Here is a 25,138-nt window from a genome sequence, read left to right as displayed (position 1 = left end):
GGGGGAAGGTTACGGCGGCGCACCGCCGCCGGTCCAGCGCCCGGCGGCGCTAGCCCAGCCGCGCGCCGTTGGGCACCGGGCGCTCGGGCTGGACCAGGACCACGGTCCCGTCCTCGCGGTAGAGGCCGGTGACCAGGCATTGGGAGCGCATGGGCCCGATCTGCTTGGGCGGCAGGTTGACCACCGCCACCACCTGCCGCCCAAGCAGCGCCTCGGGGGTGTAGAGGTCGGTGATCTGCGCGCTGGACTTGAGCACGCCGATCTCGGGGCCGAAGTCGATCCAGAGCCGGTAGGCGGGCCTGCGCGCCTCGGGGAAGGGCTCGGCGCGCACCACCGTGCCCGCCCGCAGCTCCACCCGCCGGAAGTCTTCCCAGGTGATGGTCTCCACCGCCTACGCCCCCCGCCGCTCGGTGTGGCCGAGGTCGCGCCCGGGTGCCACGAGATCGCGCACGCGCCGCTTGAGCTCGGTGATCTCGGGAAAGCCGCCCTCGCGCACGCGCGACCACACCAGGGCGTCGCCGACACGGATCTCGAACACGCCCCCGGTGCCCGGCACCAGGGCCACCTCGCCGATCTCCTCGGGAAAGGTGCTGAGCAGCTCCTGCGCCATCCAAGCCGCCCGCAGCAGCCAGCGGCACTGGGTGCAGTAGCGGATCTCGATCCTCGGCCTCATCGCCGTTCCCCGCCTCGCGGACCTCGCCCACACCCTACGTCCCGCCGGCCGCGGCGGGCAAGCCCCCCGCCTTGCGGCCCCCGACGCCCCCCGGCACAATCCGCGCATGTCCGAGCACGCCGCCGTCATCGAGCGCATCCGCCGCCTCGTCGCCATCCCCTCGGTGAGCAGCACCGACCCCGCCCACGACCAGGGCAACCGCGGCGTGGTCGCGCTCCTCGCGCAGTGGCTGGACGAGCTGGGCATGGCGGTGGAGCTCATGCCCCTGCCGCACCACCCGGACAAGCTGAACCTGGTCGCCACCGCCGGCGCGGGCGAGGGCGGACTCGTCCTCGCCGGCCACACCGACACCGTGCCGTGGGACGAGGGGCGCTGGTCCTCCGACCCCTTCCGCCTCGAGCTGCGCGACGGGCGCGCCTACGGCCTCGGCACCAGCGACATGAAGGCCTTCTTCGCCCTCGTGGTGGGCGCCCTCGAGGGGATCGGGCTCGAGCGCCTGCGCGCCCCCGTCACCGTGGTCGCCACCGCCGACGAGGAGAGCACCATGGCGGGGGCGCGGGCGCTGCTGCGCCTCGGCCGGCCGCGGGCGCGCTGCGCCGTCGTGGGCGAGCCGACCGGCCTGCGCCCCGTCTACGCCCACAAGGGGATCCTCATGGAGGCGGTGGAGGTGGTGGGCCGCTCGGGCCACTCCAGCGACCCGGCCCTCGGCGCCAACGCCATCGAGGGCATGCACGCCGTCATCGGCGCGCTCCTCGCCCTGCGGGCCGAGCTCGCCGAGGCGCACCGCGACCCCGCCTTCCGCGTCGCCCACCCCACCCTCAACCTCGGCCGCATCGAGGGGGGCGACAGCCCCAACCGCATCTGCCCGCGCTGCGAGCTGCACTTCGACCTCAGGCTGCTGCCCGGGATGGCGGTGGAGACCCTGCGCGAGACCATCCGCCGCCGGGCCGAGGCGGCGCTCGCCGGCAGCGGCCTGAGCCTGCGCATGCGGCCGCTGATCGAGGGCGCCCCCGCCCACCGCGTCGATCCCGCCTCGGCCCTGGTGCGCGAGGCCGAGGCGCTCACGGGCCGGCGCGCCTGCACCGTGGGCTTCGCCACCGAGGCCCCGTTCTACGCCGCCCTCGGCATGGAGACCCTGGTCCTCGGCCCCGGCGAGATCGACCAGGCCCACCAGCCGGACGAGTACCTGGAGCTGGCCCAGATCGGCCCCGCCGTCGCGCTGCTGCAACGGCTCATCGCACGGCACTGCACATGAACCGCACCCCGCCCTCGCCCCAGGAGCGCGCCGCCTACGTGGAGTGGTTCCGCGACGCCTCCCCCTACCTGCGCGCCTTCCGCGACCGCACCGTGGTGGTGCTCGCCGACGGCGAGTCGCTGGCCGAGCCCGGCACCGGCCTCGCCGCCGACCTCGCCCTCCTCGCCGGCCTCGGCGTCCGTCTCGTCGTGGTGCCGGAGGCGGCGGCGCGGCTCGCCGGGCTCGGCCTGCCCGAGGGCGACGGCCACCCCGTGGTGGACGCGCAGGCGCTGCGCGGGGTGTGCGAGGCGGTGGGCGGGCTCGCCCTCGCGGTGCAGGCGGCGCTGAGCCTCGGCGGCGCCGCGGGGGCGGCGCCGCCGCCGCGGGTGGTCTGCGGCAACTTCGTGCGCGCGCGCCCGGTGGGCGTGCGCTCCGGCATCGACCACGGCCACGCCGGCGAGGTGCGGCAGGTGGACACCGCCGCCCTGCGCCGCCAGCTCGACGGCGGCGCCGTCGTCCTCGTCCCGCCGGTGGGGGCGTCGCTCTCGGGCGAGCCCTTCCTGCTGGATGCGACGCAGCTTGCCGGCACGGTGGCCGCAGGCCTCGGCGCCGACAAGCTGATGCTCCTCGGCGAGGGCGTCGCCGCCACCCCCGATGGGGACCGCGTGGACGTCCTCACGCCGGCGGAGGCGGCCGAGCTCGCCCGCGCCACGACCACACCGCCGGCCCTCGCCCGGCGCCTCGCGGCGGCCGCCCGGGCCTGCCGCGGCGGCGTCCGCCGCGCCCACCTCCTCGACGCCGGACTCGACGGGGCCGTCCTCCTCGAGCTCTTCACCCGCGACGGGGTCGGCACCATGGTCACCGACGAGACCTACGAGGAGCTGCGCCCGGCGCGGCTCGAGGACGTGCCGGGGCTGCTGGCCCTGATCGCGCCGCTGGAGGCCGAGGGGGTGCTGGTGCGCCGCTCGCGCGAGCGCCTCGAGACCGAGATCGACCGCTTCACCGTGCTCGAGCGCGACGGCGCCGTGATCGGCTGCGCCGCCCTCTACGCCTGGCCCACGGAGCGTGCCGGCGAGCTCGCCTGCCTCGCCGTCCACCCGGACTACCGCAGCGGCGGGCGCGGCGCCGCGCTGCTGCACCGCATCGAACGGCAGGCGCGCCGCCAGGGGCTCGACCGCCTCTTCGTGCTCACCACGCGGGCCTCGCACTGGTTCATCGAGCGCGGCTTCCGCCCGGCACGCCTCGCCGAGCTGCCGGTGGCGCGGCAGGCCCTCTACAACTGGCAGCGCAACTCGCGCGTCTACGTCAAGACCCTCTGAAGGGGAGGCGGCGCACATGGAGAGCCTCTGGGACGATGCCGACGCCGCGCGCTTCCGCGGCCCGCTGGGGCTGCGCGTCTACACCTCGCGCCTGCTCGGGCGCGACCCCGCGCTGGTCCTGCACGGCGGCGGCAACACCTCGGTCAAGGTGGAGGAGACGGACCTCTTCGGCGAGCCGGTGGAGGTCCTCTACGTCAAGGGCAGCGGCGCCGACCTCGCCGACATCGACGAGACCGGGTTCACCCCGCTGCGCCTCGCCCCGGTGCGCAGGCTCGCCACCCTGCCCGCGCTCAGCGACACCGCCATGGTGGAGGCCCTGGCGACGCAGAAGCTGCGCCCGTCGGCGCCCGCGCCCTCGGTGGAGGCCATCCTCCACGCCCTGATCCCGCACCGCTACGTGGACCACACCCACGCCGACGCGGTGCTCGCCATCTGCCACGGCCCCGAAGGCGAGGCCTGGATCCGGGAGATCTACCAGGAGGTGGCGGTGATCGTGCCCTACGTCATGCCGGGCTTCCCCCTGGCGCGGCTCGCCGCCGAGCGCTTCGCCGCCGAGGCCACCGAGGCCACCGAGGGCATGGTCCTCCTCCACCACGGCGTCTTCTCCTTCGGCGCCACCGCGCGCGAGAGCTACGAGCGCATGATCGCCCTCGTGGACCGGGCCGAGCGCTGGCTGCGCACCCGGCGCGCCTGGTCGCTGCCCGCACCGGCGCAGCCGCCCGCCCCGCCCCTGGACCGCACCGCCGTCGCCGCCCTGCGCCGCGCCGTCTCCGAGGCCGCCGGCCGGCCCATGATCCTGACCCTGCACCGCGACGCCGAGGCCCTCGCCTTCGCCCGGGATCCCGAGGTCGGCCGCATCAGCCAGCAGGGCCCCCTCACCCCCGACCACGTCATCCGCACCAAGCCGTGGCCCATGATCGGGCGCGACGTGGCCGCCTACACCGCCGCCTACCGCGCCTACTTCGAGCGCAACGCCCCGCGCAGCCGCGAGCCCCTCACGATGCTGGACCCCGCCCCGCGGGTGATCCTCGACCCCGAGCTGGGCCTGGCGAGCGCGGGACGCAGCCTCGCCGAGGCCGACGCCGCCGCCGATCTCTACCGCCACACCATGGCCGCGATCCGCCGCGCGGAGGCCCTCGGGGGCTATCGCGCCCTCGCGGAGGCGGACCTCTTCGACGTGGAGTACTGGGAGCTCGAGCAGGCCAAGCTGCGCCGAGGCGGCGCCGCGCCCCCCTTCGCCGGCGAGATCGCGCTGGTCACGGGCGCGGCCTCCGGCATCGGCCGCGCCTGCGCCGCGCTGCTCGCCGAGCGCGGGGCCGCGGTGGCGGGGCTCGACCGCGATCCCGCGGTGGAGACCGCCTGCGCCCTCGGCCTGTGCGCCGACGTCACCGACGACGCCGCGGTGGAGGCCGCCCTCGACCGCATGGTGGCGCGTCTCGGCGGCCTCGACCTCCTGATCCTCAACGCCGGCCTCTTCCCCGCCTCCCTCCCCATCGAGCGCCTGGACGACGAGACCTGGCGGCGCACCTTCGCCGTCAACCTCGACGCCAACCTGCGCCTGATGCGCCTCGCCGCCCCGCTGCTTCGGGCCTCGCCGCGCGGCGGGCGGGTGGTGGTGGTGGGCTCGCGCAACGTGCCCGCGCCGGGACCGGGAGCCGCCGCCTACTCCGCCTCCAAGGCGGCGCTGACCCAGCTCGCCCGTGTCGCCGCGCTGGAGTGGGGGCGCGACGGGGTGCGGGTGAACGTCGTCCACCCCGACGCCGTCTTCGACACCGGGCTCTGGACCGAGGAGGTGCTGGCCTCGCGGGCGGCGAGCTACGGCATGACGGTGGAGGCGTACAAGCGGCGCAACGTCCTCGGCGCCGAGGTCTCGAGCCGCGACGTCGCGGAGCTGGTCTGCGCCCTGTGCGGGCCCGCCTTCGCCCGCACCACGGGGGCGCAGATCCCCATCGACGGCGGCAACGAGCGCGTGATCTGACCCCGCCTCAGGCGGCGCCGGCGACGAAGCGGCGAAGCGCCGCCTCCGGCAGGGGGCGGGAGAAGAGCCAGCCCTGGGCGGTGTCGCAGCCGAGGCGGTGCAGCGCCTCGCGGGTCGCCTCGTCCTCCACCCCCTCGGCCACCACCCCGAGGCCGAGGCCGTGGGCCAGGCCGAGCACCGCCTCGACGATGGCGCGGTCCCCCGCGTCGGCGGCCATGGCGGCGACGAAGCTGCGGTCGATCTTGAGCTCGGTGACGGGGAGGCGGCGCAGGTACTGCAGCGACGAGTAGCCGGTGCCGAAGTCGTCCACGGCCACCTTCACCCCCAGGGCGCGCAGCCGCCCGAGGGCGTCCTCGGCCCGCTCGCGCTCGTGCATCATCGCGGTCTCGGTGACCTCCACCGTGAGCCGGGCGGGATCGCAGTCCCAGGCGGTGAGCGCCCCCACCACCTCGTCCACCAGATCCGGGCGGGCGAGATCCTGCACCGAGAGGTTGACCGCGAGGTCGAGGGCGAGGCCGTCGCGGTGCCAGGCGGCGGCCTCGCGCACGCCGCGCATGAGCACCCAGCGGGTCAGCTCGTGGACCATCCCCATCTCCTCCGCCAGGGGCACGAAGACGTCCGGCGGCACCGGATCGCGCCCCTGCGGATGCCAGCGCAGCAGCGCCTCGACCCCGACCACGGCGCCGTCGGCGAGCCGCACCTTGGGCTGGTAGTGGAGCTGGAGCTCGTCGCGCTCGCGCGCCTCGCGCAGCCGCTCGGCGAGCTCGAGGCGGCGGCGGTTGGCCTCCGCCAGCGCCGGATCGAAGAACACCACCTCGCGCCCCGAGGTGACCGCCGCCGCGAGCGCCAGGCCCGCGTGGCGCTGCGCCTCGGCAAGCGCGGCGGCATCGCCCGGCAGGCGCGAGAGGCCGAGGGCGACGCGGGCCCGCATGCGCCGGCCCGCCACCTCCAGCGGCTCCTCCAGGGCACGCAGCATCTTGCCGGCGGCGAGCTCCAGCAGGGCCTCGGCGGCGACCCGGTCGAGGAACACCCCCAGCCGCCGGCCCTCGGTGTGGAAGACCACGTCGCCCTCCCGCACCGCCTCGCGCAGGCGCGCCGCCACCCCGCGCACGAGCTCGGCCGCCGCCGCCTCGCCGAGGGCCACCGCCACCTCGGTGAGGTTGCGCACCTCGACGAGGGCGAGTCCGCACGCCGCGCCGCTCTCCCGCGCGCGCGCGATGCGCTCGCCGAGGAGGCGGTCGAGCCAGCCGCCCGGGTGCAGCGCCGGCACCGCCTCCAGCATCCCGCTGTGCTCGCGCCGGGCGCACTCGGTGCAGGCCTCGTGCAGGAGCAGCAGGTCCGCCAGGAGCACCGCCTGCGCCGCCTCTGGCGAGGCCGCCGCCGGCAGCAGCACCGCGGCATCGTCAAGCCCGAGGGCGAGCAGCCGCCGGGCCAGCGTCTCGCGCGCGGCCAGGTAGCCGCCGTCGTCGACGGCGGCAAGCCCCGCCTTATAGGCCGCGAGCAGCGCCGCCGCCTCGGCCCCGCCCACCCGCGCCGCGAGACGCTGTGCCGCGGCGCCGCCGGCAGCCACGGCGCGGGCCGCCTCCGCCGCCGCCGCCGCCCACGCCGCGGCGTCGAGCCCGAGGGCCTGGCGCAGCGCCTCGAGCCGGGCCGCGAGCCCCTCCCCCGTGCTCACAGGAAGTACTCCCCGGGATCGAGGCCGTACGCGCCGGGCTCGAGGGCGCGGCGGATGCGCTGGGGCTCGCCCCGCGCATCCACCGGGTCCTGCAGCAGGTCGAGCACCGTGGGCGCCTCGAGGCGCGCCTTGTCCGGCCCGAGGAGCACCAGGACCCGCGGGCGGAGCTGGCGCGTGCGCCGCTGCGCCAGCACCACCCCCACCTCGCCGCCCGACAGCTCCACCAGGGTCCCGGGCGGATAGATCCCCACCGCCTGGATGAACTGCTCGACGAGGCCGGCGTGGAACAGCGTCCCGCGCCACTCGTAGAGGTCCTGGAGGGCGTCGTAGGCGGAGACCGCGGGGGCGTAGGGGCGGACGCTGGTCATGGCGTCGAAGGTGTCGGCGATGGCCGCCATGCGCCCGTGGAGCGGGATGTCCGGCTCCTCGATGCCGCGCGGGTAGCCGCTGCCGTCGCTGCGCTCGTGGTGGGTGTAGGCGATCTCCACCACCGCCGGCGGGGTGCGCGGGCTCGCCCGCAGCGCCTCGACGCTGTACAGCACGTGCTCGCGCACGAGCCGGTGCTCTTCCTCGCTCAGCCGGCCGGACTTGTCCAGCAGCTCCCGCGGCAGCCGCACCTTGCCCACGTCCATGAGCAGGCCGCCGAGCCCGACGAGCTCGATCTCGGCCCGCGGCAGCCCGAGATGGCGGGCGAAGGCCATGAGGTAGATGGAGACGCTGACGGCGTGCCCCCAGGTGTAGCGGTCGGCCCTGCGCAGCCGGGTCATCCAGATCAGCGCATCGGGGTTGCGCAGCACGCTCTCGGCGAGCCCCCGCACCGCCTCGCGGGCGAGGCGCACGTTGACCTCGCGCCCCGCCGCCACCTCGTCGAAGACCGCATCCACCGCCTCCTCGGCCCGGCTCCACGAGGTCCGCGCCGCCGGCAGCTCCTCCTCCACCGTGGTGCGTTCCTCGTAGCGGCGCGTCGGCCGCGGCAGGTCGTCGCCGCCTGAGCTCCCGAGACGGGCCCGCCAGCGCGTCGCCGCCGGCCCCTTCAGGATCCGCTCGCGGTCGCTGCGCAGGGGATCGACGTAGACGTGGCGGCAGTAGCGGGCGAGCTCCTCGATCTGCGCCTCGCTCTCGATGAGGAACCCCTGGAACAGAAACGGCGTGTCCAGCCAGGGCCGGTCGAGCTCGCACACGAACATGCCCGGCGCGAGCTCGCCCACGGGCACCTTCCAGTGCTTCATGCGCCCCCCTCCCTGCGCGTCCCGAAAGCCGCAGGAAATCGATCGTTTGGGTGAGTATCTATCGATCTACAACCTGCGACAAGGGCCGCCCGCGGCTCACCGCTTGCGGGCGAGGGTCATCCCGTCGCCCACCGGGACCATCACCGCGTCGACCCGCTCGTCGGCGGCGACGTGGGCGTTGAAGGCGCGAAGCGCCACCGTGTCGGCGTCGTCCTGGGCGGGGTCGGCGACGCCGCCCCCCCAGAGGACGTTGTCCACCGCCACCAGGCCGCCGGGGCGCAGCAGTGCGAGGCAGCGCTCGTAGTAGGCGGGATACCCCGGCTTGTCGGCGTCGATGAAGGCGAGATCGTAGCGGCCCGCCTTCCCCGCGGCGAGCATCGCCTCCAGGGTCTGCAGCGCGGGGCCGAGGCGCAGGTCCACCCGCTCCGCGACCCCCGCCTCGGCCCAGTAGCGGCGCGCCACGGCGGTGTAGCGCTCGCTCACGTCGCAGGCCACCAGGCACCCGTCGGCGGGCAACGCAAGCGCCACCCAGAGGCTGCTGTAGCCGGTGAAGACGCCGACCTCGATCGTCCGCCGCGCCCCCAGCAGGCGCGCAAGCAGGGCGAGCAGCGCCCCCTGCTCCGGCGCGATCTGCATCCGCGCCTCGGGCATGGCCGCAGTCTCCTCGCGCAGCCGCGCCAGGAGCGGCGGCTCGCGCACGCCGTACCGGCGCAGGTAGGCGGTGACCGCCTCGCCCATGCCGATGCTCTCGCGGCTCATGCTCCCTCCCCGGGCGCCTCGCGCCCGCCTGCATCTGCCCCTACCATAGCGCCCCGTGAAGATCCTGCAGCTCACCGACACCCATCTCTTCGCCGATCCCGCCGCGCGCCTCAAGGGCGTCGACCCCCGCGCCCGCCTGCGTGCGGTGGTGACCCACGCCTGCGCCTGGCACCCCGAGCCCGCCCTCGTGCTGGCCACCGGCGACCTCGTGCACGACGAGACCGAGGCGGGCTATCGCCTGCTGCGCCGCGAGCTGGACCGGCTCGGCGCCCCGCTGCGCGCGCTCCCCGGCAACCACGACCACCCGGGGCGGCTCGCCCGGGTGTTCGGCGCCGGCGCCGGCGCGCCGTGGGCGGGCGGGCGCTGGCGCGTGCTCCCCCTGGACGGCCGCGTCGCCGGCCGCGACGGCGGCCGCTGGCACCGGCGCGAGGCGCGCCGGCTGGAGCGGCTCCTCGCCGGCTGGCCGGCCCGCGTCCACCTCCTCGTCGCCACCCACCACCAGCCCCTGCCCGTGGGCAGCCCGTGGATCGACGCCATGGGGCTCGCCGGCGGGCGCAATCTCCTCGGACGGCTCGCCCTCGACGGGCGCGCCCGCGCCCTGGTGTGCGGCCACGTCCATCAGCCCTTCGAGGCCCGGCTCGCAGGCATCCGCATCCTCGCCACCCCGGCGGTGAGCGTGCAGTTCCGCCCCCGCACCCGCGACCCGCGGCCCGAGCCCGGCCTGCCCGGCTACCGCTGGCTCCGGCTCGGCCCCGACGGCGCCGTCGAGACCGGCATCGAGCGCGTCCCCCCGGGGGCGCCTCTGCTTCGGCGCATCGTCTCGGGCGGGCAGAGCGGTGTCGACCGCGCCGCCCTGGATGTGGCCCTGGCGCTGGGCCTGCCGGCGGGCGGCTGGTGCCCCGCCGGGCGCCGCGCCGAGGACGGCCCCATCCCCGCGCGCTACCCGCTGCGCGAGACGCCGTCGGCGGACTACGCCCAGCGCACGGCGTGGAACGTGCGCGACAGCGACGCCACCCTGATCCTGCACCGCGGCCCACTCGCCGGCGGCACGCGCCTGACGCGCGAGCTCGCCGAGCGGCACGGCCGCCCCTGCCTCTGCATCGACCTCGCGGCGGTGCCGGACCCCGCCGCCGTGCGCCGCTGGCTCACCGCCCACGGCGTGGGCAGCCTCAACGTCGCCGGGCCCCGCGAGACCCAAAGCCCCGGCATCGGCGCCGAGGCCGCCGCCTTCCTGCGCCGGCTCCTCCTCGATCCCGACGCCTGACCCTGCCGCCCCGGCCCCGCCGGCACGGGCGGGGAGCCGCGTTTCCCGCTTCCGCCCCGGCGCCGGGACGGCCCCGGAACGCCCCCGGGGCGGTCCGGCATGGCCGGTCTTGACAAGGATGGTTTTGGGACTATATTCCCAAACAAAGGCGCCACAGGGCGGCGCCCTACCCGTGACGAGGAGGACGGGACCATGAAGAAGCACATGCAGCGGCACATCCGGCGGGCCGGGACCTGGACCGCCGTCGCCGCCTCGGCGGCCCTGCTCGCCGCCTGCGGCGGAGGCGGCGGCAGCGCCGACGGCGGCACCCCGACCACGGTGGCGAGCCAGGGCGTGATCACCCAGCTCGGCAGCATCTGGGTCAACGGCGTGCACTGGGACGACAGCGGCGCCGCCATTGAGGTGGACGACAACCCGAGCGGGCACGAGGCGCTGCGGGTGGGCATGGTGGTCACCGTGGAGGGCACCATGGACGACAGCGGCAACGCGGTCGCCACCCGGGTCGTCTTCGACGACGAGCTCAAGGGCCCCGTGAGCGGACTGGACCCCGCGGCCGGGACCTTCGCCGTCCTCGGCCAGACCGTGCACACCTCGCCGGACGGGACCGTCTTCCACGACACCGGCCGCTGCACCGGCACCGGCAGCGGGCTCGCCGCGCTCGCCGACGGCAACGTCGTGGAGGTGAGCGGCCACCGCAACGCCGCCGGCGAGGTGGAGGCCACCTACGTCGAGTGCAAAGCGCCGGACCTCGCGGCGTTCGCCACGGCCCAGGGCAAGCGCAAGCTCGAGCTCAGGGCGACCGTCACCGCCGATCCCGACGACGGCGCCACGTTCCAGGTGGGCACCCAGACCGTGGACTACCGCGAGGCCGTGGTGGACGACGGCATGCCGCCCCACCCGTGGTCGGGGACCTTCGTCGAGGTCAAGTGCGACCCCGAGGCCCGCGCCGACGACGGCATCGGCGACGTCACCGACTGCATCGACGGCTCGGGCGTCCTCCACGCCACCAAGGTGGAGCCCGCCATGGAGGGGCTGGGGGACGTGGACGCCGACGAGGTGGAGATCGAGGGCTTCGTGACCGACTTCGCCGGCCCCTCCGACTTCGAGGTCGCGGGCCAGCCGGTGGACGCGAGCGGCAACGTGCGGTTCGTCGACGGCACCGCCGCCGACCTCGCCGACGGCGTCAGGGTGGAGGTGGAGGGCCAGCTCTCGGCGGGCGGCGTCCTCGTCGCGCACAAGGTGAAGTTCAAGGGCGGCGTGCGCCTGACGGGCGTGGCCCAGGGCGGGGCCATCATGGGCATCGCCGTCACCGGGGACACCCTGACCGACGGGCAGGCCTACGAGGTGCGCGGCCGCTGGACCGGCTCGGCCGTCAGCGCTGTGCGGGCGGAGCCCGAGGACGGGTTCGATCCCGACGACTGGGAGCTCCGCGCCCCCGCGAGCCTCGCGCAGGGCATCGCCGATCCCGTCTTCGAGCTCCTCGGGGTCCAGGTGGACACCACCAACGCGACGTTCGAGGCCGAGGACGACGTGGTGCTGACCCGCGCCGGGTTCTTCGCCCGCCTGACGAACGGCACCGGCCTCCAGTCGGTGAAGGTGAAGGGCAGCTACGACGGCGGCGTGCTCACCGCCCGCAAGGTGGAGTTCGACGACTGACCGGGCGACCCCGGCGCGGCCCGCCCCCGGCGCGGGGGCGGGCCGCGGCCTGCCAGCCGATCCGATGATTGCCACAAAACATGTTGACTTTTGTTAATTTGGGACTAAGGTCCCAATCATGAGCAACGACGTCCGCGAGGCCATCTCCGACGCCGTCCTGCGGCTGCTCAGGCCGCTGGTCAGGATCCTGCTGCGCAACGGCGTCTCCTTCAAGGAGTTCGCCGAGCTCGCCAAGTGGGTCTTCGTGGACGTGGCGGCGAAGGAGTTCGGCATCCCCGGACGCAAGCAGACCAACTCGCGCATCTCCGTGATCACGGGCCTGACGCGCAAGGAGGTGCTGCGCATCCAGCGGCTGCCGGGACCGCGCAGCGACGAGACCGAGAAGCGCTACAACCGCGCCGCCCGCGTCATCGCCGGCTGGGTGCGCGACCACCGCTTCGCCGACGAGACCGGCCGCCCGGCGGTGCTGCCCTTCGACGGCGAGGGCGCGAGCTTCAGCGCGCTGGTGCGCCGCTACAGCGGCGACATCCCGCCCCGCGCCATCCTCGACGAGCTCGTCCGCGTCGGCGCCGTGGAGCGCACCGCCGACGGCGCCGTGCGCCTCCTCACCAAGGCCTACGTGCCGCGCACCGGCGAGGTGGACAAGCTCGGCATCCTGGGCACCGACGTCGCCCTCCTCATCGCCACCATCGACCACAACCTGCGGCACGAGCCGCCGGCGACGCGCTTCCAGCGCAAGGTCCTCTACGACAACCTGCCCGCGGAGGTGCTGCCGAAGCTGCGCGCGCTGGTGGAGGAGCGCGGGCAGGGGGTGCTCGAGGAGCTGGACCAGTGGCTCGCCGCCCACGACCGCGACGTCAACCCCCACGCCGAGGGCACGGGGCGCAAGGTCGCCGGCGTGGGCATCTACTACTTCGAGGAGGACTACGCCACGAGCCCGGTGGCGGACAGGGAGACGGAGGACGACCCGAGATGAGCAGGCTGCACCGCATCGCACGCATGATCACGGCCGCCGCGGCCCTGGGCGTCCTCACCTCCTGCGGAGGCGGGGGCGGCGCCGCCCTCCTCCTCGGCGGCGGCGGCATCGGGGGCACCGGCATCTCCTTCGGGCCGATCCTGCTCATCGGCAGCGTGAAGGTGAACGGCGTGACCTTCCAGACCCCGGAGGCCGAGGTCTTCGTGGAGGGCCAGTCGGTGGGCAAGGGCGACGCCGTGGTCAAGGCCCGCCTCAAGGAGGGCATGGTGGTCACCGTCGACGGCGACATCGAGACCGCGACCTCCGGCAAGGCGCTCGAGGTCCGCTTCGACCGCCTGATCGAGGGCCCGCTGGAGGGGGCGCCGGGCAACGGCGTGATCACCGTGCTGGGACAGACCGTCGTCCTCGACGCCAACGTCTTCGTCTACCGGGACAACGGTCCGGGCGACCCCTTCCACACCGCCTCCGCGGCCGATCTCGCGCCGGGCCAGCGGGTGGAGATCAGCGGCCTGCTCAGCGCCAGCGGCCCCGTGCTCGCCACCTACGTGCGCATCCTCGACGACCACTTCGACCCGGCGGAGGACGTGGAGGTCACCGGGCGGGTCACGGCGACCGGGTCCGGCACCATCACCCTCGGCGGCCTCACGGTCCACCTGCCCCCCGCCGCCCCCGTGATCGCGGTGGGCGACACGGTGGAGGTGAAGGGCACGGTGGACGGGGCCGGACCGCCCTACACCGCCGTCACCGCGACCGCGGTGGCCCTGGAGGACCCGGTCACGGCCGACCCCGACGACGACGCCGAGATCGAGGGCTTCGTCACCGCCACCGAGGACAGCGACGCCGACGGCCTGCCCGACGCCTTCACCCTGCACACCGGCAACCGCGTCGTCGTCGCCACCGGCACCGCCTTCGAGCACGGCACCGCCGCCGACCTCGTCCCCAACGCCCGCGTCGAGGTGGAGGGCGTGGTGGGCGCCGACGGCACCACCGTCACCGCGGACAAGGTGGAGTTCAAGGAGACCCGGATCCGGATCGAGGCCACCCTGGCGGGCGACCCCGCGGCCGGGCCGGTGACCTTCTTCGGCGGCGCCCTCACGGTGGAGGCCGACGACCTCACCGAGCTCGAGGGCGGCCCGGCGGACGGGGACTACGTCAAGCTCTCCGCCCGCCGCCTGGAGGACGGCACCCTCGTCGCCACGGAGATCGAGAAGAAGTCGGACACGGCGCCGCCCTGCGGCATAGCCGGCGAGGAGGTGGAGCTGCAGGGCGTGGCCCAGGGGCTGCCCCCGGCGGGAACCGCCGCCGGCGACTTCACCGTGGAGGGGGTGAAGGTGGTCTTCGACGCCGCCACCGCCTTCGAGCCGCCGGACCTCCTTGCCCGGGCGGCCGACGGCGATCTCGTCAAGGTCAAGGGCTGCTGGGACGGGGCGGCAATCGCCGCCGATGAGATCGAGCTCGAGGACTGAGCCCGCGCGCGGAGGCGCCCTCAGGCGGCCCCGCCGCCGCGCGCGAGCATCAGGCCGAAGCCTGCGGCGGCCAGCACGCAGGCGGCGCCGTAGAGGGCGATGGTGGCGGGCACGCCCGCCGCCTCCGCCACCGCGCCGGCAATCAGATGCCCCACCGGCGTCATGCCGATGAAGGTCACCGAGAAGAGCGCCATCACGCGGCCGCGCAGCGCGTCCGGGACGTGGAGCTGGATGAAGGTGTTGCTGCCGGCGACGACGGTGGTGAAGCCGAGGCCCAGCAGGGGCAGGACGGCGAGGGCGACGGCGGTGCTGCGCACCTGCGACAGCACCATCAGCGCCACCCCCGCGGCGAGCGCCGCCCGCCCCACGAGCCGCCCGAAGCCGGACGTGCCCCGGCGGCGTGCCATGCGCAGGGCGCCGAGCAGCGAACCGCCCCCGGCCGCCCCCAGCAGCAGCCCCAGGGTCTGCGGGCCGCCGCCCAGGACCTGGTCGGCGAAGACCGGCATCAGCACCGCGTAGGGGACGCCGAAGAGGCTCACCGAGGCCACCAGCAGCAGCGCCGCGCGGATCGGGCCGGCGCGCCAGGCGAAGCGCAGCCCCTCGACCAGGGCCGGCCTGCCCCTTCCGGTGCCGCCCCCGCCGGGCACCCGGATCGCCGCCAGGGCGACGAGCACCGCGGCGTAGCTCAGAGCGTTGAGCAGAAAGACCGCCCCCTCGCCCATCCGCGCCACCAGCACCCCCGCCGCCGCCGGCCCGAGGAAGCGCGCGGCACTGAAAAGGGCCGAGTTCAGGGCGATGGCGTTGGACAGGTCGTCGCGCGGCACGAGATCGGCCAGGAACGACTGCCGCGTCGGCATCTCCAGGGCGTGGACGACGCCCAGGGCGAGCGCCAGCGCGGCCACGTGCCAGACCTCGACCCGGCCGCCGAGGGTCAGCCCCGCGAGCAGCGCCGCCTGCGCCGCGGCCACGCCGTGGGCGATCAGAAGCAGGCGCCGGCGGGGGTAGCGGTCGGCGAGGACGCCGCCGGCAAGACCGAGGACGAGCACGGGGACGTTGGCGAGGAAGGCCACCGTCCCCAGGGCCAGGCTCGACCCCGTGAGGCGGTAGACCAGCCAGGCCTGGGCCACGTGCTGCATCCACGTGCCCACCAGCGAGACCGCCTGCCCGGCGAAGAAGAGGCGGAAGTCGCGATGGGCGAGCGCGCGCAGGGTGGCCCCGGGCATCCGATCTCGTCTCCTCCTCCCGCCCCGCTCCGCCCCCGCGCCACGCGGCGCGGCCTCCCCGGCCGCGGCGAGTATACCAGCGCCCCAGGCCCTACAATGGCGGCATGGAGCCGCTCCTCGTCGTCGCCGTCGCCCTGGTGCTCGCCTACGCCTACACCAACGGCTTCCACGACGCCTCCAACATCCTCTCCGCCGTGGTCGCCTCGCGGGCGCTCCCGCCCGGCCGCGCCCTCGCCCTCGTCGCCGCCTTCGAGCTCGCAGGCCCGCTGCTGGCCGGCACCGCCGTGGCCGACACCGTGGGCGGCTTCGTGGATCTCGCCGGCGTGCCCCGGCCCGTCGCCCTCCAGGTGGTCCTGGCGGGTGTCGCCGCGGCCTCGGCCTGGAACCTCGTCACCTGGCGCTGGGGGCTGCCCTCCTCCTCGGCCCACGCCCTCGTGGGGGGGCTCGCCGGGGCGGTGATCGTGGCGCTGGGGCCGCAGCGGGTGATCTGGGGGCTCGCGGCGCTGCGCGCCGGCGAGCTCGCGGGAGTCGTCAAGGTCTTCGCCGGGCTGCTCGCCGCGCCGTGGCTCGCCGCCACCGCAGGCTTCGCCCTCCACCGGACCGGGCGGCGGCTCCTCGCGGGGGCGCGGCGGCGGACCGCGGAGCGGGTCCGCACCCTGCAGATCCTCACCTCCGCCGCCCTCGCCTTCGGCCACGGCGCCAACGACGCCCAGAAGAGCATGGGGGTGCTGGCCCTCGCGCTGGCGGCCGCCGGCGCCGCGCCCCGGGTCGAGGTCACGCCGTGGATCGTGCTCGCCTGCAGCGCCGCCCTCACCCTCGGGATCCTCTCCGGGGGCTGGCGCATCGTGCGCACCCTCGGCTGGGGTATCTACCGGCTGCGCCCGCTGCACGCCCTCGACGCCCAGCTCGCCTCCGCCGGGGTCATCCTCGCCGGCTCCGCGGGCGGCCTCCCGGTCTCCACCACCCACGTCGTGGCCTCGGCGATCCTCGGCGTCGGGGCCTCGGAGCGCCCGCGGCGCGTGCGCTGGGCGGTGGCCGGGCGCATCCTCCTCAACTGGGCGCTGACCCTGCCCGCGGCGGCGGCGCTGGGCGCCGGGGGGGCGCTGGTGGCGGGGCGGATCGCGTGAGCGCGGACCGCGAGGGGCTGCTGCGACGACTGCTCGGGCGCCTGCTGCCGGAGGCGCCGGACTTCTTCGCCCTGCTCGTGGAGCAGTGCGAGGTCACGCTGCGGGCGCTGGAGCTCTTCGTGGACTACATGGCCGACGGCGATCCCGAGAAGGGCCGCCGCGTGCGCGAGGCCGAGCACGCGGCCGACCGCGTCAAGGTCCGCAACCTGGAGACCCTCGCCGAGGCCTTCATCACCCCCATCGACCGCGAGGACATCCACCGCGCCGTGGTTCAGCTCGACCAGGTGGTCAACTACTGCAAGACCACGGTAGCCGAGATGGAGGCGCTGGAGGTCGCCCCCGACGCCCACATGCAGGCGATGGCGCGGCTGCTGCACGAGGGTGTGGCCCACCTCGCCGAGGGCTTCCGCCGCCTGCCCGAGTCGCCGCGGCAGGCGAGCCTGCTCGCCCACCGCGCGCGCAAGGCGGAACGTCGGGTGGAGGAGGTCTACCGCCGGGCGCTCGCCGAGCTCTTCCGCGGCGACGACTACATCGGCATGTTCAAGCGCCGCGAGCTCTACCGCCACCTCTCCAACGCCGCCGACCGCCTCGAGCACGCCGCCGACGTGCTCCAGGACATCGTGGTCAAGTCGGGATAGGCCCGCGGCACAAAGGGCCCCGAGGGCCTACAATTGCAGCGGACGGCGACCGCGGCGGCGCCGGGCCGCAGGCGCGACGAGAGGACGCTTCCGGACGCTGCGCCTCGTTCGTTATAATGTCATAACAATGCCTAATGGCCACCTCGTCAAAGGGACAGACAGCCGATGAGCGCCCTCCTCAAGGCCTTCCAGGAAAGCTCCCACCTCTACGGCAGCAACGCCCCCTTCATCGAGGACCTTTACGAGCGCTACCTCCAGGACCCGCAGTCGGTGCCGGAGGAGTGGCGCCGGTTCTTCGACCGCATCCAGGAGGGAGTGGCCCGCGACGCCCCGCACACGCCGGTGCGCGAGGCCTTCCGCCGCTTCGACACGCGCCGCGCCGCACGCCTCCGCGGGACCTCCTGCGCCCCCGAGGTCAGCATCGTGCAGAGGCAGGCGGCGGTGCTGCGGCTCATCGACGCCTACCGCATCCGCGGCCACCAGGACTGCACCGTGGACCCGCTGGCGCTGCGCGAGCGCAAGCCGGTGCCCGACCTCGCGCTCGCCTACCACGGCCTGACCGAGGCCGACCTCGACACCGAGTTCGACACCGGCACCCTCTACGCGCCGGACCGGCTGCCGCTGCGCGAGATCCTGCGCATCCTGCGCGAGACCTACTGCGGCAACCTCAGCTCCGAGTACATGTACCTCAACAGCACGGAGCAGAAGCGCTGGATCCAGCAGCGCCTCGAGAGCGTCCGTGCCCGCCCCCGCTACGAGCCCGGCCTGCGCCGGCGCATCCTCGAGCGCATCACCGCCGCCGAGGGGCTCGAGCGCTACCTGCACGCCAAGTACGTGGGCCAGAAGCGCTTCTCGCTGGAGGGGGGCGAGTCGCTGATCCCGCTCCTCGACCAGCTCATCCAGCGCGCCGGCGGCCACGGCGTCAAGGAGATCGTCATCGGCATGGCCCACCGCGGCCGCCTCAACGTGCTGGTCAACATCCTCGGCAAGTCGCCGAAGGAGCTGTTCGAGGAGTTCGAGGGCAAGGTCGATTCGCGCCTGCTCGCCGGTGACGTCAAGTACCACCAGGGCTTCTCCTCGGACGTGGAGACCCCCGGCGGGCCGGTCCATCTGGCGCTCGGCTTCAACCCCTCGCACCTCGAGATCATCAGCCCCGTGATCGAGGGCTCGGTGCGCGCCCGCCAGCAGCGCCGCGGCGACCACGACGGCAGCCAGGTGCTGCCGGTGGCGATCCACGGCGACGCCGCCTTCGCCGGCCAGGGTGTGGTCATGGAGACCCTCAACATGTCCAACACCCGCGGCTTCACCACCGGCGGCACCATCCACGTCATCGTCAACAACCAGATCGGCTTCACCACCAGCCACCCCCTCGACGCCCGCTCCAGCCTCTACTGCACCGACGTGGCCAAGATGGTGGAGGCGCCGATCCTGCACGTGAACGGCGACGACCCCGAGGCGGTGGTCTTCGCCATCGAGCTCGCGGTCGACTACCGCATGACCTTCCACCGCGACGTGGTGGTGGACCTGGTCTGCTACCGCCGCCACGGCCACAACGAGGCCGACGAGCCGGCCGCCACCCAGCCCATGATGTACAAGAAGATCCGCCAGCACCCCACGGTGCGCGAGATCTACAGCCGGCGGCTGATCGAGGACGGCGTGATCGCCCCGGAGGATCCGGAGCGCATCGCCGCCGACTACCGCAAGTGCCTGGACGAGGGCCGTGTGGTGGCGCGCAACATCGTCTCCGGCGTGCGCAACCCCTACGCCGTGGACTGGTCGCGCCACGTCGGCGCCGAGTACACCGACGAGGCCGACACCGGGGTGCCGCTGGAGGTGCTGCGCCCGCTCATGGACCGGCTCACCCACGTCCCCGAGGACTTCGAGCTGCACCCGCGGGTGGCGCGCATCCTCAGCGAGCGGCGCAAGATGGCCGCCGGCGCCCAGCCCCTCGACTGGGGCTTCGCCGAGACGCTCGCCTACGCGACGCTGCTGCGCGACGGCCACCCGGTGCGCATCTCCGGCCAGGACAGCGGCCGCGGGACGTTCTTCCACCGCCACGCGGTGCTGCACAACCAGCGCGACGGTTCCACCTACGTCCCGCTGCGCAACCTCTTCCCGGGCCAGCCGCACTTCCTGGTCATCGACTCGCTGCTCTCGGAGGAGGCGGTGCTGGGCTTCGAGTACGGCTACGCCACCGCGAGCCCCGAGTCGCTGGTGATCTGGGAGGCGCAGTTCGGCGACTTCGCCAACGGCGCCCAGGTGGTCATCGACCAGTTCATCAGCTCCGGCGAGGTCAAGTGGGGACGGCTGTGCCACCTCGTGCTGTTCCTGCCCCACGGCCAGGAGGGGCAGGGCCCGGAGCACTCCTCGGCCCGCCTCGAGCGCTTCCTCCAGCTCTGCGGCAACTACAACATGCAGGTCTGCGTGCCCTCCACCCCGGCCCAGGCCTTCCACATGCTGCGCCGGCAGATGCGCCGCGACTGCCGCAAGCCGCTGGTGGTCATGACCCCCAAGAGCCTGCTGCGCCACAAGCTCGCCACCTCCACCCTCGAGGACCTCACGGACGGGCGCTTCCAGCTCGTCATCGGCGAGGTGGACGAGCTCAAGGCGACGCAGGTGCGGCGCGTGGTCCTCTGCGCCGGCAAGGTCTACTACGAGCTGCTGCAGGAGCGGCGCGAGCGCGGGATCGAGGACATCGCCATCCTCCGCGTCGAGCAGCTGTATCCCTTCCCGCGCCGGGCGCTCAAGGCCGAGCTGCGCCGCTACCGCAACGCCGCCGAGGTGGTGTGGTGCCAGGAGGAGCCGCGCAACCAGGGCGCCTGGTACCAGATCCGCCATCACCTGCAGGCGTGCAAGAGCGAGCGCCAGGAGCTCCTCTACGCCGGCCGCCCGGTGTCGGCCTCGCCCGCACCGGGCTACTACAACCTGCACGTGGAGCAGCAGAGGGCGCTCATCGACCAGGCCCTCACCCTCGGCGGCGGCTCGTGATGGAGGCGCACGCGGAGTGCGCGGGTCCTGCTCGGCGGCGGGAGGCGCAGGCCGCCGGCCGCCTCGACGTCGTCCCAGCCGCGCGCCGCGCCGCCCCCGCGCGGTGCGCGGCAACCACTAGCTAGAGAGAGGAAGCCCCAACGATGCGCGTGGAAGTGAAGGTCCCCGTTCTGCCGGAGTCCGTGGCCGACGCCACCGTCCTCGCCTGGCACAAGAAGCCGGGCGATCCGGTCCGGCGCGACGAGAACCTGGTGGACATCGAGACGGACAAGGTCGTCCTGGACGTGCCGGCGCCGCAGGACGGCGTCCTCGCCGAGATCGTGCGCGGCGAGGGCGAGACGGTGCTGGCGGGCGAGCTGCTGGCGGTGGTGGAGACCGACGGCGCAGCCGCCGCCCCGGCGGCGTCCGCGGAGGCCGCGGCGCAGGCGGCGGCGCCCGCCGCCCAGGAGGCACCGGCCGGCGCCGCCCCGCCCCTGAGCCCCGCGGTGCGCCGCCTGGTGGAGGAGCACGGGCTCGACCCGTCGCAGATCCAGGGCAGCGGCAAGGGCGGGCGCATCCTCAAGGAGGACGTCCTGCGCCACATCGAGGCGGCGAAGGCCGCCGCCCCCGCCGCCCCGCAGGCGGCGGCCTCCTCGGTGATGCAGGCGGCACCCGCCGAGACCCGCCCGGAGGTGGAGGCCCCGGCGGTGGGCGGCCCCGGGCAGCGGCCCGAGCGGCGCGTCCCCATGACGCGGCTTCGCCAGCGCATCGCGCAGCGGCTCAAGGAGGCGCAGAACACCGCCGCCATCCTCACCACCTTCAACGAGGTGAACATGAAGCCGGTCATGGACCTGCGGGCCCGCTACCGCGACCGCTTCGAGAAGGAGCACGGCATCCGCCTCGGCTTCATGTCCTTCTTCGTCAAGGCGGCGGTGGAGGCGCTCAAGCGCTTCCCCGAGGTCAACGCCTCCATCGACGGCGCCGACATCGTCTACCACGGCTACTACGACATCGGGGTGGCGGTGTCGAGCCCGCGCGGGCTGGTGGTGCCCATCATCCGCGACGCCGACCAGCTCAGCTTCGCCGAGATCGAGAAGACCATCGCCGACTTCGCGGTCAAGGCCCGGGACGGCCGGCTCTCCATCGAGGAGCTCACGGGCGGGACCTTCTCCATCTCCAACGGCGGCATCTTCGGCTCGCTCAACTCGACGCCGATCCTCAACCCGCCGCAGAGCGCCATCCTGGGCATGCACAAGATCCAGGAGCGGCCGGTGGTGGAGAACGGCGAGATCGTCATCCGGCCGATGATGTACCTGGCGCTGTCCTATGATCACCGCATCATCGACGGCCGCGAGGCGGTGCAGTTCCTGGTCACCATCAAGGACTGCATCGAGGATCCGGCGCGGATGCTGCTGGAGATCTGACGCCGTCGCGGGCCGCCGGCGCGGCGGCGCGCGCTTCGTACCGCCTCATGCCAGGGGAGAAGGGGAATGGCCGATTCCTATGACGTCGTCGTCATCGGCGCCGGGCCCGGGGGCTACGTCGCCGCCATCCGCTGCGCGCAGCTCGGCCTGCGCACCGCCTGCATCGACAAGTGGATCAACAAGCAGGGCGAGCCCGCCCTCGGCGGCACCTGCCTCAACGTCGGATGCATCCCGTCCAAGGCCCTGCTCGACACCTCCGAGCGCTACCACGAGCTCCTCCACGGCCTGCCCGCGCGCGGCATCCGCGCCGCCGACGTGGAGCTCGACGTGCCGGCCATGATCGCGCACAAGGACCAGGTGGTGCGCGACCTCACCAACGGCATCAAGATGCTGTTCAAGGCCAACGGCATCCACTGGCTCCAGGGCAGCGGGCGGCTGCTGGACAACCGCCGCGTCGAGTTCACCCCCCTCGCGGGCGGCGCGCCCCAGGTGCTGGAGGCCGACAACATCATCCTCGCCACCGGCTCGGTCCCCATCGAGCTGGCCGCGGCGCCGGTGGACGGCGAGCTCATCGTCGACAGCACCGGCGCGCTGGAGTTCACGGAGGTGCCGGGGCGGCTCGGGATCATCGGCGCCGGCGTCATCGGCCTCGAGCTCGGCTCGGTCTGGCGCCGCCTCGGCGCCGAGGTGGTGCTGCTGGAGGCCCAGGACACCTTCCTCTACGCCGCCGATCAGCAGATCGCCCGCGAGGCGCTCAAGCACTTCAAGCGCCAGGGGCTCGAGATCCACCTCGGCGCCTGCGTCACCGCCACCAAGGCGCACAAGAAGACCGTCACCGTCTCCTACCGCGACGCCGAGGGCGATCACGAGATCAAGGTGGACCGCCTGGTGGTGGCGGTGGGCCGCCGCCCCTACACCGACGGGCTCATCGCCCCGGAGTGCGAGCTGCTCCTGGACGAGTCGGGCTTCATCCACGTCGACGAGGAGAACCGCACCAACCTGCCCGGCGTGTGGGCCGTGGGCGACGTCTGCGGCGGCCCCATGCTTGCCCACAAGGGCTCCGAGGAGGGGATCGCGGTGGCCGAGCGCATCGCGGGCATGCACGCCCACGTCAACCGCGAGACCATCCCCATGGTGATCTACACCCAGCCCGAGATCGCCTGGGTGGGGCGCACCGAGGAGAAGCTCAAGGCCGCCGGCGTCCCCTACCGCGCCGGCACCTTCCCCTTCGCCGCCAACGGCCGCGCCCGCGCCATGGCCCAGACCGCCGGCATGGTGAAGATCCTCGCCCATGCCGAGACCGACCGCGTCCTCGGCGTGCACATGATCGGCCCGATGGTCTCGGAACTCATCCACGAGGCCGTCGTGGCGATGGAGTTCGGCGCCTCCAGCGAGGACCTCGCCCGCACCATCCACGCCCACCCGGCGCTCGCCGAGGTGGTGCACGAGGCGGCGCTCGCCGTCGACGGACGCGCCATCCACCGCGCGCGCTGAGCCCGAGCCCGGCCGCCGGGGCGCGGCGCGCCCCGGCGGCGCGAACACGCGAGAGGGGACCGCCATGGCCGTGATCCGCGAAGAGGACTTCGTCCAGAGCATCGCCGACGCCTTCCAGTTCATCTCCTACTACCACCCGCTGGACTACGTCCAGGCGCTGGCCGAGGCCTACGAGCGCGAGCAGTCGCCGGCGGCCCGCGACGCCATGGCGCAGATCCTGCTCAACTCCCGCATGTGCGCCGAGGGGCACCGCCCCATCTGCCAGGACACCGGCATCGCCGTGGTCTTCCTCAAGATCGGGATGGAGGTGCGCTGGGCGGCACGGCGCAGCGTCGAGGAGATGGTCAACGAGGGCGTGCGCCGCGCCTACACCGACCCCGACAACCCGCTGCGGGCCTCCATCGTCGCCGACCCGGCGGGCCGGCGGACCAACACCCGCGACAACACCCCCGCGGTGATCCACATGCAGGTGGTGCCGGGGGACAAGGTGGACGTGATCGTCGCCGCCAAGGGCGGCGGCTCCGAGAATAAGGCCAAGTTCACCATGCTCAACCCCAGCGACGACCTCGTCGACTGGGTCCTGCGCACCGTACCCGCCATGGGCGCCGGCTGGTGCCCGCCGGGGCTGCTGGGCATCGGCATCGGCGGCACGCCCGAGAAGGCGATGCTGCTCGCCAAGGAGGCGCTGATGGCCCCCATCGACATCCACCGCCTGCGCGAGCGGGGGCCGTCGAACCGCGCCGAGGAGCTGCGCCTCGAGCTCTACGACAAGGTCAACGCCCTCGGCATCGGCGCCCAGGGCCTCGGCGGCCTGACCACGGTGCTGGACGTCAAGATCCTCGACTACCCCACCCACGCCGCCTCGCTGCCGGTGGCCATGATCCCCAACTGCGCCGCCACCCGCCACGCCCACTTCGTCCTCGACGGCTCGGGCCCGGCCGAGCTCACCCCGCCGCCCCTCGACGCATGGCCGCGCATCGACTGGAAGCCCGGCCCCGAGGCGCGGCGCGTGGACCTCGGCAAGGTGACCCCCGAGGAGGTGGCCTCGTGGCGGCCCGGCGACCGCCTGCTCCTCACTGGGCGGCTGCTCACGGGGCGCGACGCCGCCCACAAGCGCCTCGCCGACCTCATCGCCCGCGGCGAGCCCCTGCCCGAGGGGGTCGACTTCCGCGGCCGCTTCATCTACTACGTCGGCCCCGTGGACCCGGTGGGCGACGAGGTGGTGGGCCCGGCCGGCCCCACCACCGCCACCCGCATGGACAAGTTCACCGAGCTCATGCTCGCCCACACCGGGCTGCTGGGCATGATCGGCAAGGCCGAGCGGGGCCCCGAGGCCATCGAGGCCATCCGCCGCCACGGAGCGGTCTATCTCATCGCCGTCGGCGGCGCCGCCTACCTGGTCTCCAAGGCCGTCCGCAAGGCCCGCGTGGTCGCCTTCGAGGACCTCGGCATGGAGGCGATCCGCGAGTTCGAGGTGGTGGACATGCCGGTCACGGTGGCCGTGGACAGCCGCGGCGAATCCATCCACGAGCGCGGCCCGCGCGAGTGGCGGGCGCGCATCGGCGGCATCCCGGTGACCTCCGGGTAGCCCCTCCTTAGCCCCTCCCCGACCCTCCCCACTGCGTGGGGAGGGAGTTGGGGAAGCGGGGCCTGGAATCGGGTGGCCCCTCCCCGGCCCTCCCCACTGCGTGGGGAGGGAGTTGGGGAAGCGGGCCCTGGAATCGGGCAGCCCCTCCCCGGCCCTCCCCACTGCGTGGGGAGGGAGTTAGGGAAGCGGGGCCTGGAATCGGGCGGCCCCTCCCCGGCCCTCCCCACTGCGTGGGGAGGGAGTTAGGGAAGCGGGGCCTGGAATCGGGTGGCCCCTCCCCGGCCCTCCCCACTGCGTGGGGAGGGGGTCAGGGAAGCCGGCGCCGCCCGTCGCGCGGGGTGAGGCCGCATGCCGTCTCCACGCCCCCTCCCCCGCGAAGCGGGGGAGGTCCCAAGACGCCCACCGTCCGCAGCAGCGCCGAGCCCCCGAAGCCGGAGATGCCCGGCCG

Annotated in this window: 19 protein-coding genes; 13 read left to right on the top strand and 6 right to left on the bottom strand. The window is 74.4% G+C overall.

What is annotated here, in order from left to right:
- Positions 1-49 precede the first annotated feature (49 nt).
- Together EDC57_RS04650 and EDC57_RS04645 are read right to left on the bottom strand one after the other, a co-directional pair.
- Positions 50-388: a tRNA-binding protein gene (locus tag EDC57_RS04650; protein WP_123400673.1), complete on the bottom strand. Its 339-nt coding sequence runs from the start codon at positions 386-388 to the stop codon at positions 50-52.
- A 3-nt stretch (positions 389-391) separates the two neighbouring features.
- Positions 392-673, bottom strand: coding sequence for an Rdx family protein (locus EDC57_RS04645; protein WP_123400672.1), 282 nt, complete (start codon positions 671-673; stop codon positions 392-394).
- Between the two features lie 106 nt (positions 674-779).
- Between EDC57_RS04645 and argE the strand changes: the two genes are divergently transcribed.
- The 3 genes from argE to EDC57_RS04630 are packed head-to-tail and all read left to right on the top strand — an operon-like array spanning position 780 to position 5,204.
- Complete coding sequence (gene argE / locus EDC57_RS04640) at positions 780-1,928, top strand: acetylornithine deacetylase (RefSeq protein ID WP_123400671.1); 1,149 nt, start codon at positions 780-782, stop codon at positions 1,926-1,928.
- Positions 1,925-3,226, top strand: coding sequence for an amino-acid N-acetyltransferase (argA, locus tag EDC57_RS04635; protein WP_123400670.1), 1,302 nt, complete (start codon positions 1,925-1,927; stop codon positions 3,224-3,226). The genes argE and argA overlap by 4 nt, the downstream gene beginning before the upstream one ends.
- Positions 3,227-3,242: 16 nt before the next feature.
- Complete coding sequence (locus EDC57_RS04630; protein WP_123400669.1) at positions 3,243-5,204, top strand: bifunctional aldolase/short-chain dehydrogenase; 1,962 nt, start codon at positions 3,243-3,245, stop codon at positions 5,202-5,204.
- 7 nt (positions 5,205-5,211) lie between these two features.
- Here the strand turns inward: EDC57_RS04630 and EDC57_RS04625 are convergent, their stop codons facing one another.
- The 3 genes from EDC57_RS04625 to EDC57_RS04615 form a co-directional block, all read right to left on the bottom strand.
- Positions 5,212-6,879, bottom strand: coding sequence for a putative bifunctional diguanylate cyclase/phosphodiesterase (locus EDC57_RS04625; protein WP_123400668.1), 1,668 nt, complete (start codon positions 6,877-6,879; stop codon positions 5,212-5,214).
- A complete protein-coding gene (locus tag EDC57_RS04620) occupies positions 6,876-8,108 on the bottom strand; it encodes an HD-GYP domain-containing protein (protein WP_123400667.1) in 1,233 nt (410 codons plus the stop codon). Before EDC57_RS04620 ends, EDC57_RS04625 begins: the two co-directional genes overlap by 4 nt.
- Before the next feature lie 96 nt (positions 8,109-8,204).
- Entirely contained in the window at positions 8,205-8,867 is a 663-nt protein-coding gene (locus EDC57_RS04615) for a class I SAM-dependent methyltransferase (RefSeq protein WP_123400666.1), read from the bottom strand.
- Positions 8,868-8,922: 55 nt separating this feature from the next.
- Here EDC57_RS04615 and EDC57_RS04610 point away from each other — a divergent pair, with 55 nt between their 5' ends.
- From EDC57_RS04610 to EDC57_RS04595, 4 genes are all read left to right on the top strand, one after another.
- Positions 8,923-10,131, top strand: a complete 1,209-nt coding sequence (locus EDC57_RS04610; RefSeq protein ID WP_123400665.1) for a YpsA SLOG family protein — start codon at positions 8,923-8,925, stop codon at positions 10,129-10,131.
- Between the two features lie 192 nt (positions 10,132-10,323).
- Positions 10,324-11,787: a DUF5666 domain-containing protein gene (locus EDC57_RS04605; protein ID WP_123400664.1), complete on the top strand. Its 1,464-nt coding sequence runs from the start codon at positions 10,324-10,326 to the stop codon at positions 11,785-11,787.
- A 118-nt stretch (positions 11,788-11,905) separates the two neighbouring features.
- Positions 11,906-12,763 (top strand): DUF6502 family protein, encoded by an 858-nt coding sequence (locus tag EDC57_RS04600; protein WP_123400662.1) that lies wholly within the window; start codon positions 11,906-11,908, stop codon positions 12,761-12,763.
- Positions 12,760-14,229: a DUF5666 domain-containing protein gene (locus EDC57_RS04595; protein WP_123400660.1), complete on the top strand. Its 1,470-nt coding sequence runs from the start codon at positions 12,760-12,762 to the stop codon at positions 14,227-14,229. The genes EDC57_RS04600 and EDC57_RS04595 overlap by 4 nt, the downstream gene beginning before the upstream one ends.
- Before the next feature lie 20 nt (positions 14,230-14,249).
- Here the strand turns inward: EDC57_RS04595 and EDC57_RS04590 are convergent, their stop codons facing one another.
- A complete protein-coding gene (locus EDC57_RS04590; RefSeq protein WP_123400658.1) occupies positions 14,250-15,452 on the bottom strand; it encodes an MFS transporter in 1,203 nt (400 codons plus the stop codon).
- 104 nt (positions 15,453-15,556) lie between these two features.
- Between EDC57_RS04590 and EDC57_RS04585 the strand changes: the two genes are divergently transcribed.
- From EDC57_RS04585 to EDC57_RS04560, 6 genes are all read left to right on the top strand, one after another.
- Positions 15,557-16,579: an inorganic phosphate transporter gene (locus tag EDC57_RS04585; RefSeq protein WP_123400656.1), complete on the top strand. Its 1,023-nt coding sequence runs from the start codon at positions 15,557-15,559 to the stop codon at positions 16,577-16,579.
- On the top strand, positions 16,576-17,217 hold the full coding sequence (locus EDC57_RS04580; protein WP_123400655.1) for a DUF47 domain-containing protein: 642 nt from the start codon (positions 16,576-16,578) through the stop codon (positions 17,215-17,217). The genes EDC57_RS04585 and EDC57_RS04580 overlap by 4 nt, the downstream gene beginning before the upstream one ends.
- Before the next feature lie 165 nt (positions 17,218-17,382).
- A complete protein-coding gene (locus tag EDC57_RS04575; protein ID WP_123400653.1) occupies positions 17,383-20,205 on the top strand; it encodes a 2-oxoglutarate dehydrogenase E1 component in 2,823 nt (940 codons plus the stop codon).
- A 143-nt stretch (positions 20,206-20,348) separates the two neighbouring features.
- Positions 20,349-21,608: a 2-oxoglutarate dehydrogenase complex dihydrolipoyllysine-residue succinyltransferase gene (odhB, locus tag EDC57_RS04570; RefSeq protein ID WP_123400651.1), complete on the top strand. Its 1,260-nt coding sequence runs from the start codon at positions 20,349-20,351 to the stop codon at positions 21,606-21,608.
- 66 nt (positions 21,609-21,674) lie between these two features.
- Complete coding sequence (gene lpdA / locus EDC57_RS04565; RefSeq protein ID WP_123400649.1) at positions 21,675-23,102, top strand: dihydrolipoyl dehydrogenase; 1,428 nt, start codon at positions 21,675-21,677, stop codon at positions 23,100-23,102.
- Positions 23,103-23,166: 64 nt separating this feature from the next.
- Positions 23,167-24,690: a fumarate hydratase gene (locus EDC57_RS04560; protein WP_123400647.1), complete on the top strand. Its 1,524-nt coding sequence runs from the start codon at positions 23,167-23,169 to the stop codon at positions 24,688-24,690.
- The last annotated feature ends 448 nt before the right edge of the window (positions 24,691-25,138 follow it).

It is taken from the genome of Inmirania thermothiophila (assembly GCF_003751635.1).
GTDB lineage: Bacteria > Pseudomonadota > Gammaproteobacteria > DSM-100275 > DSM-100275 > Inmirania > Inmirania thermothiophila.
Note: the sequence above shows the minus strand (reverse complement) of the source record. Positions and strands in the feature narration are given on the sequence as shown.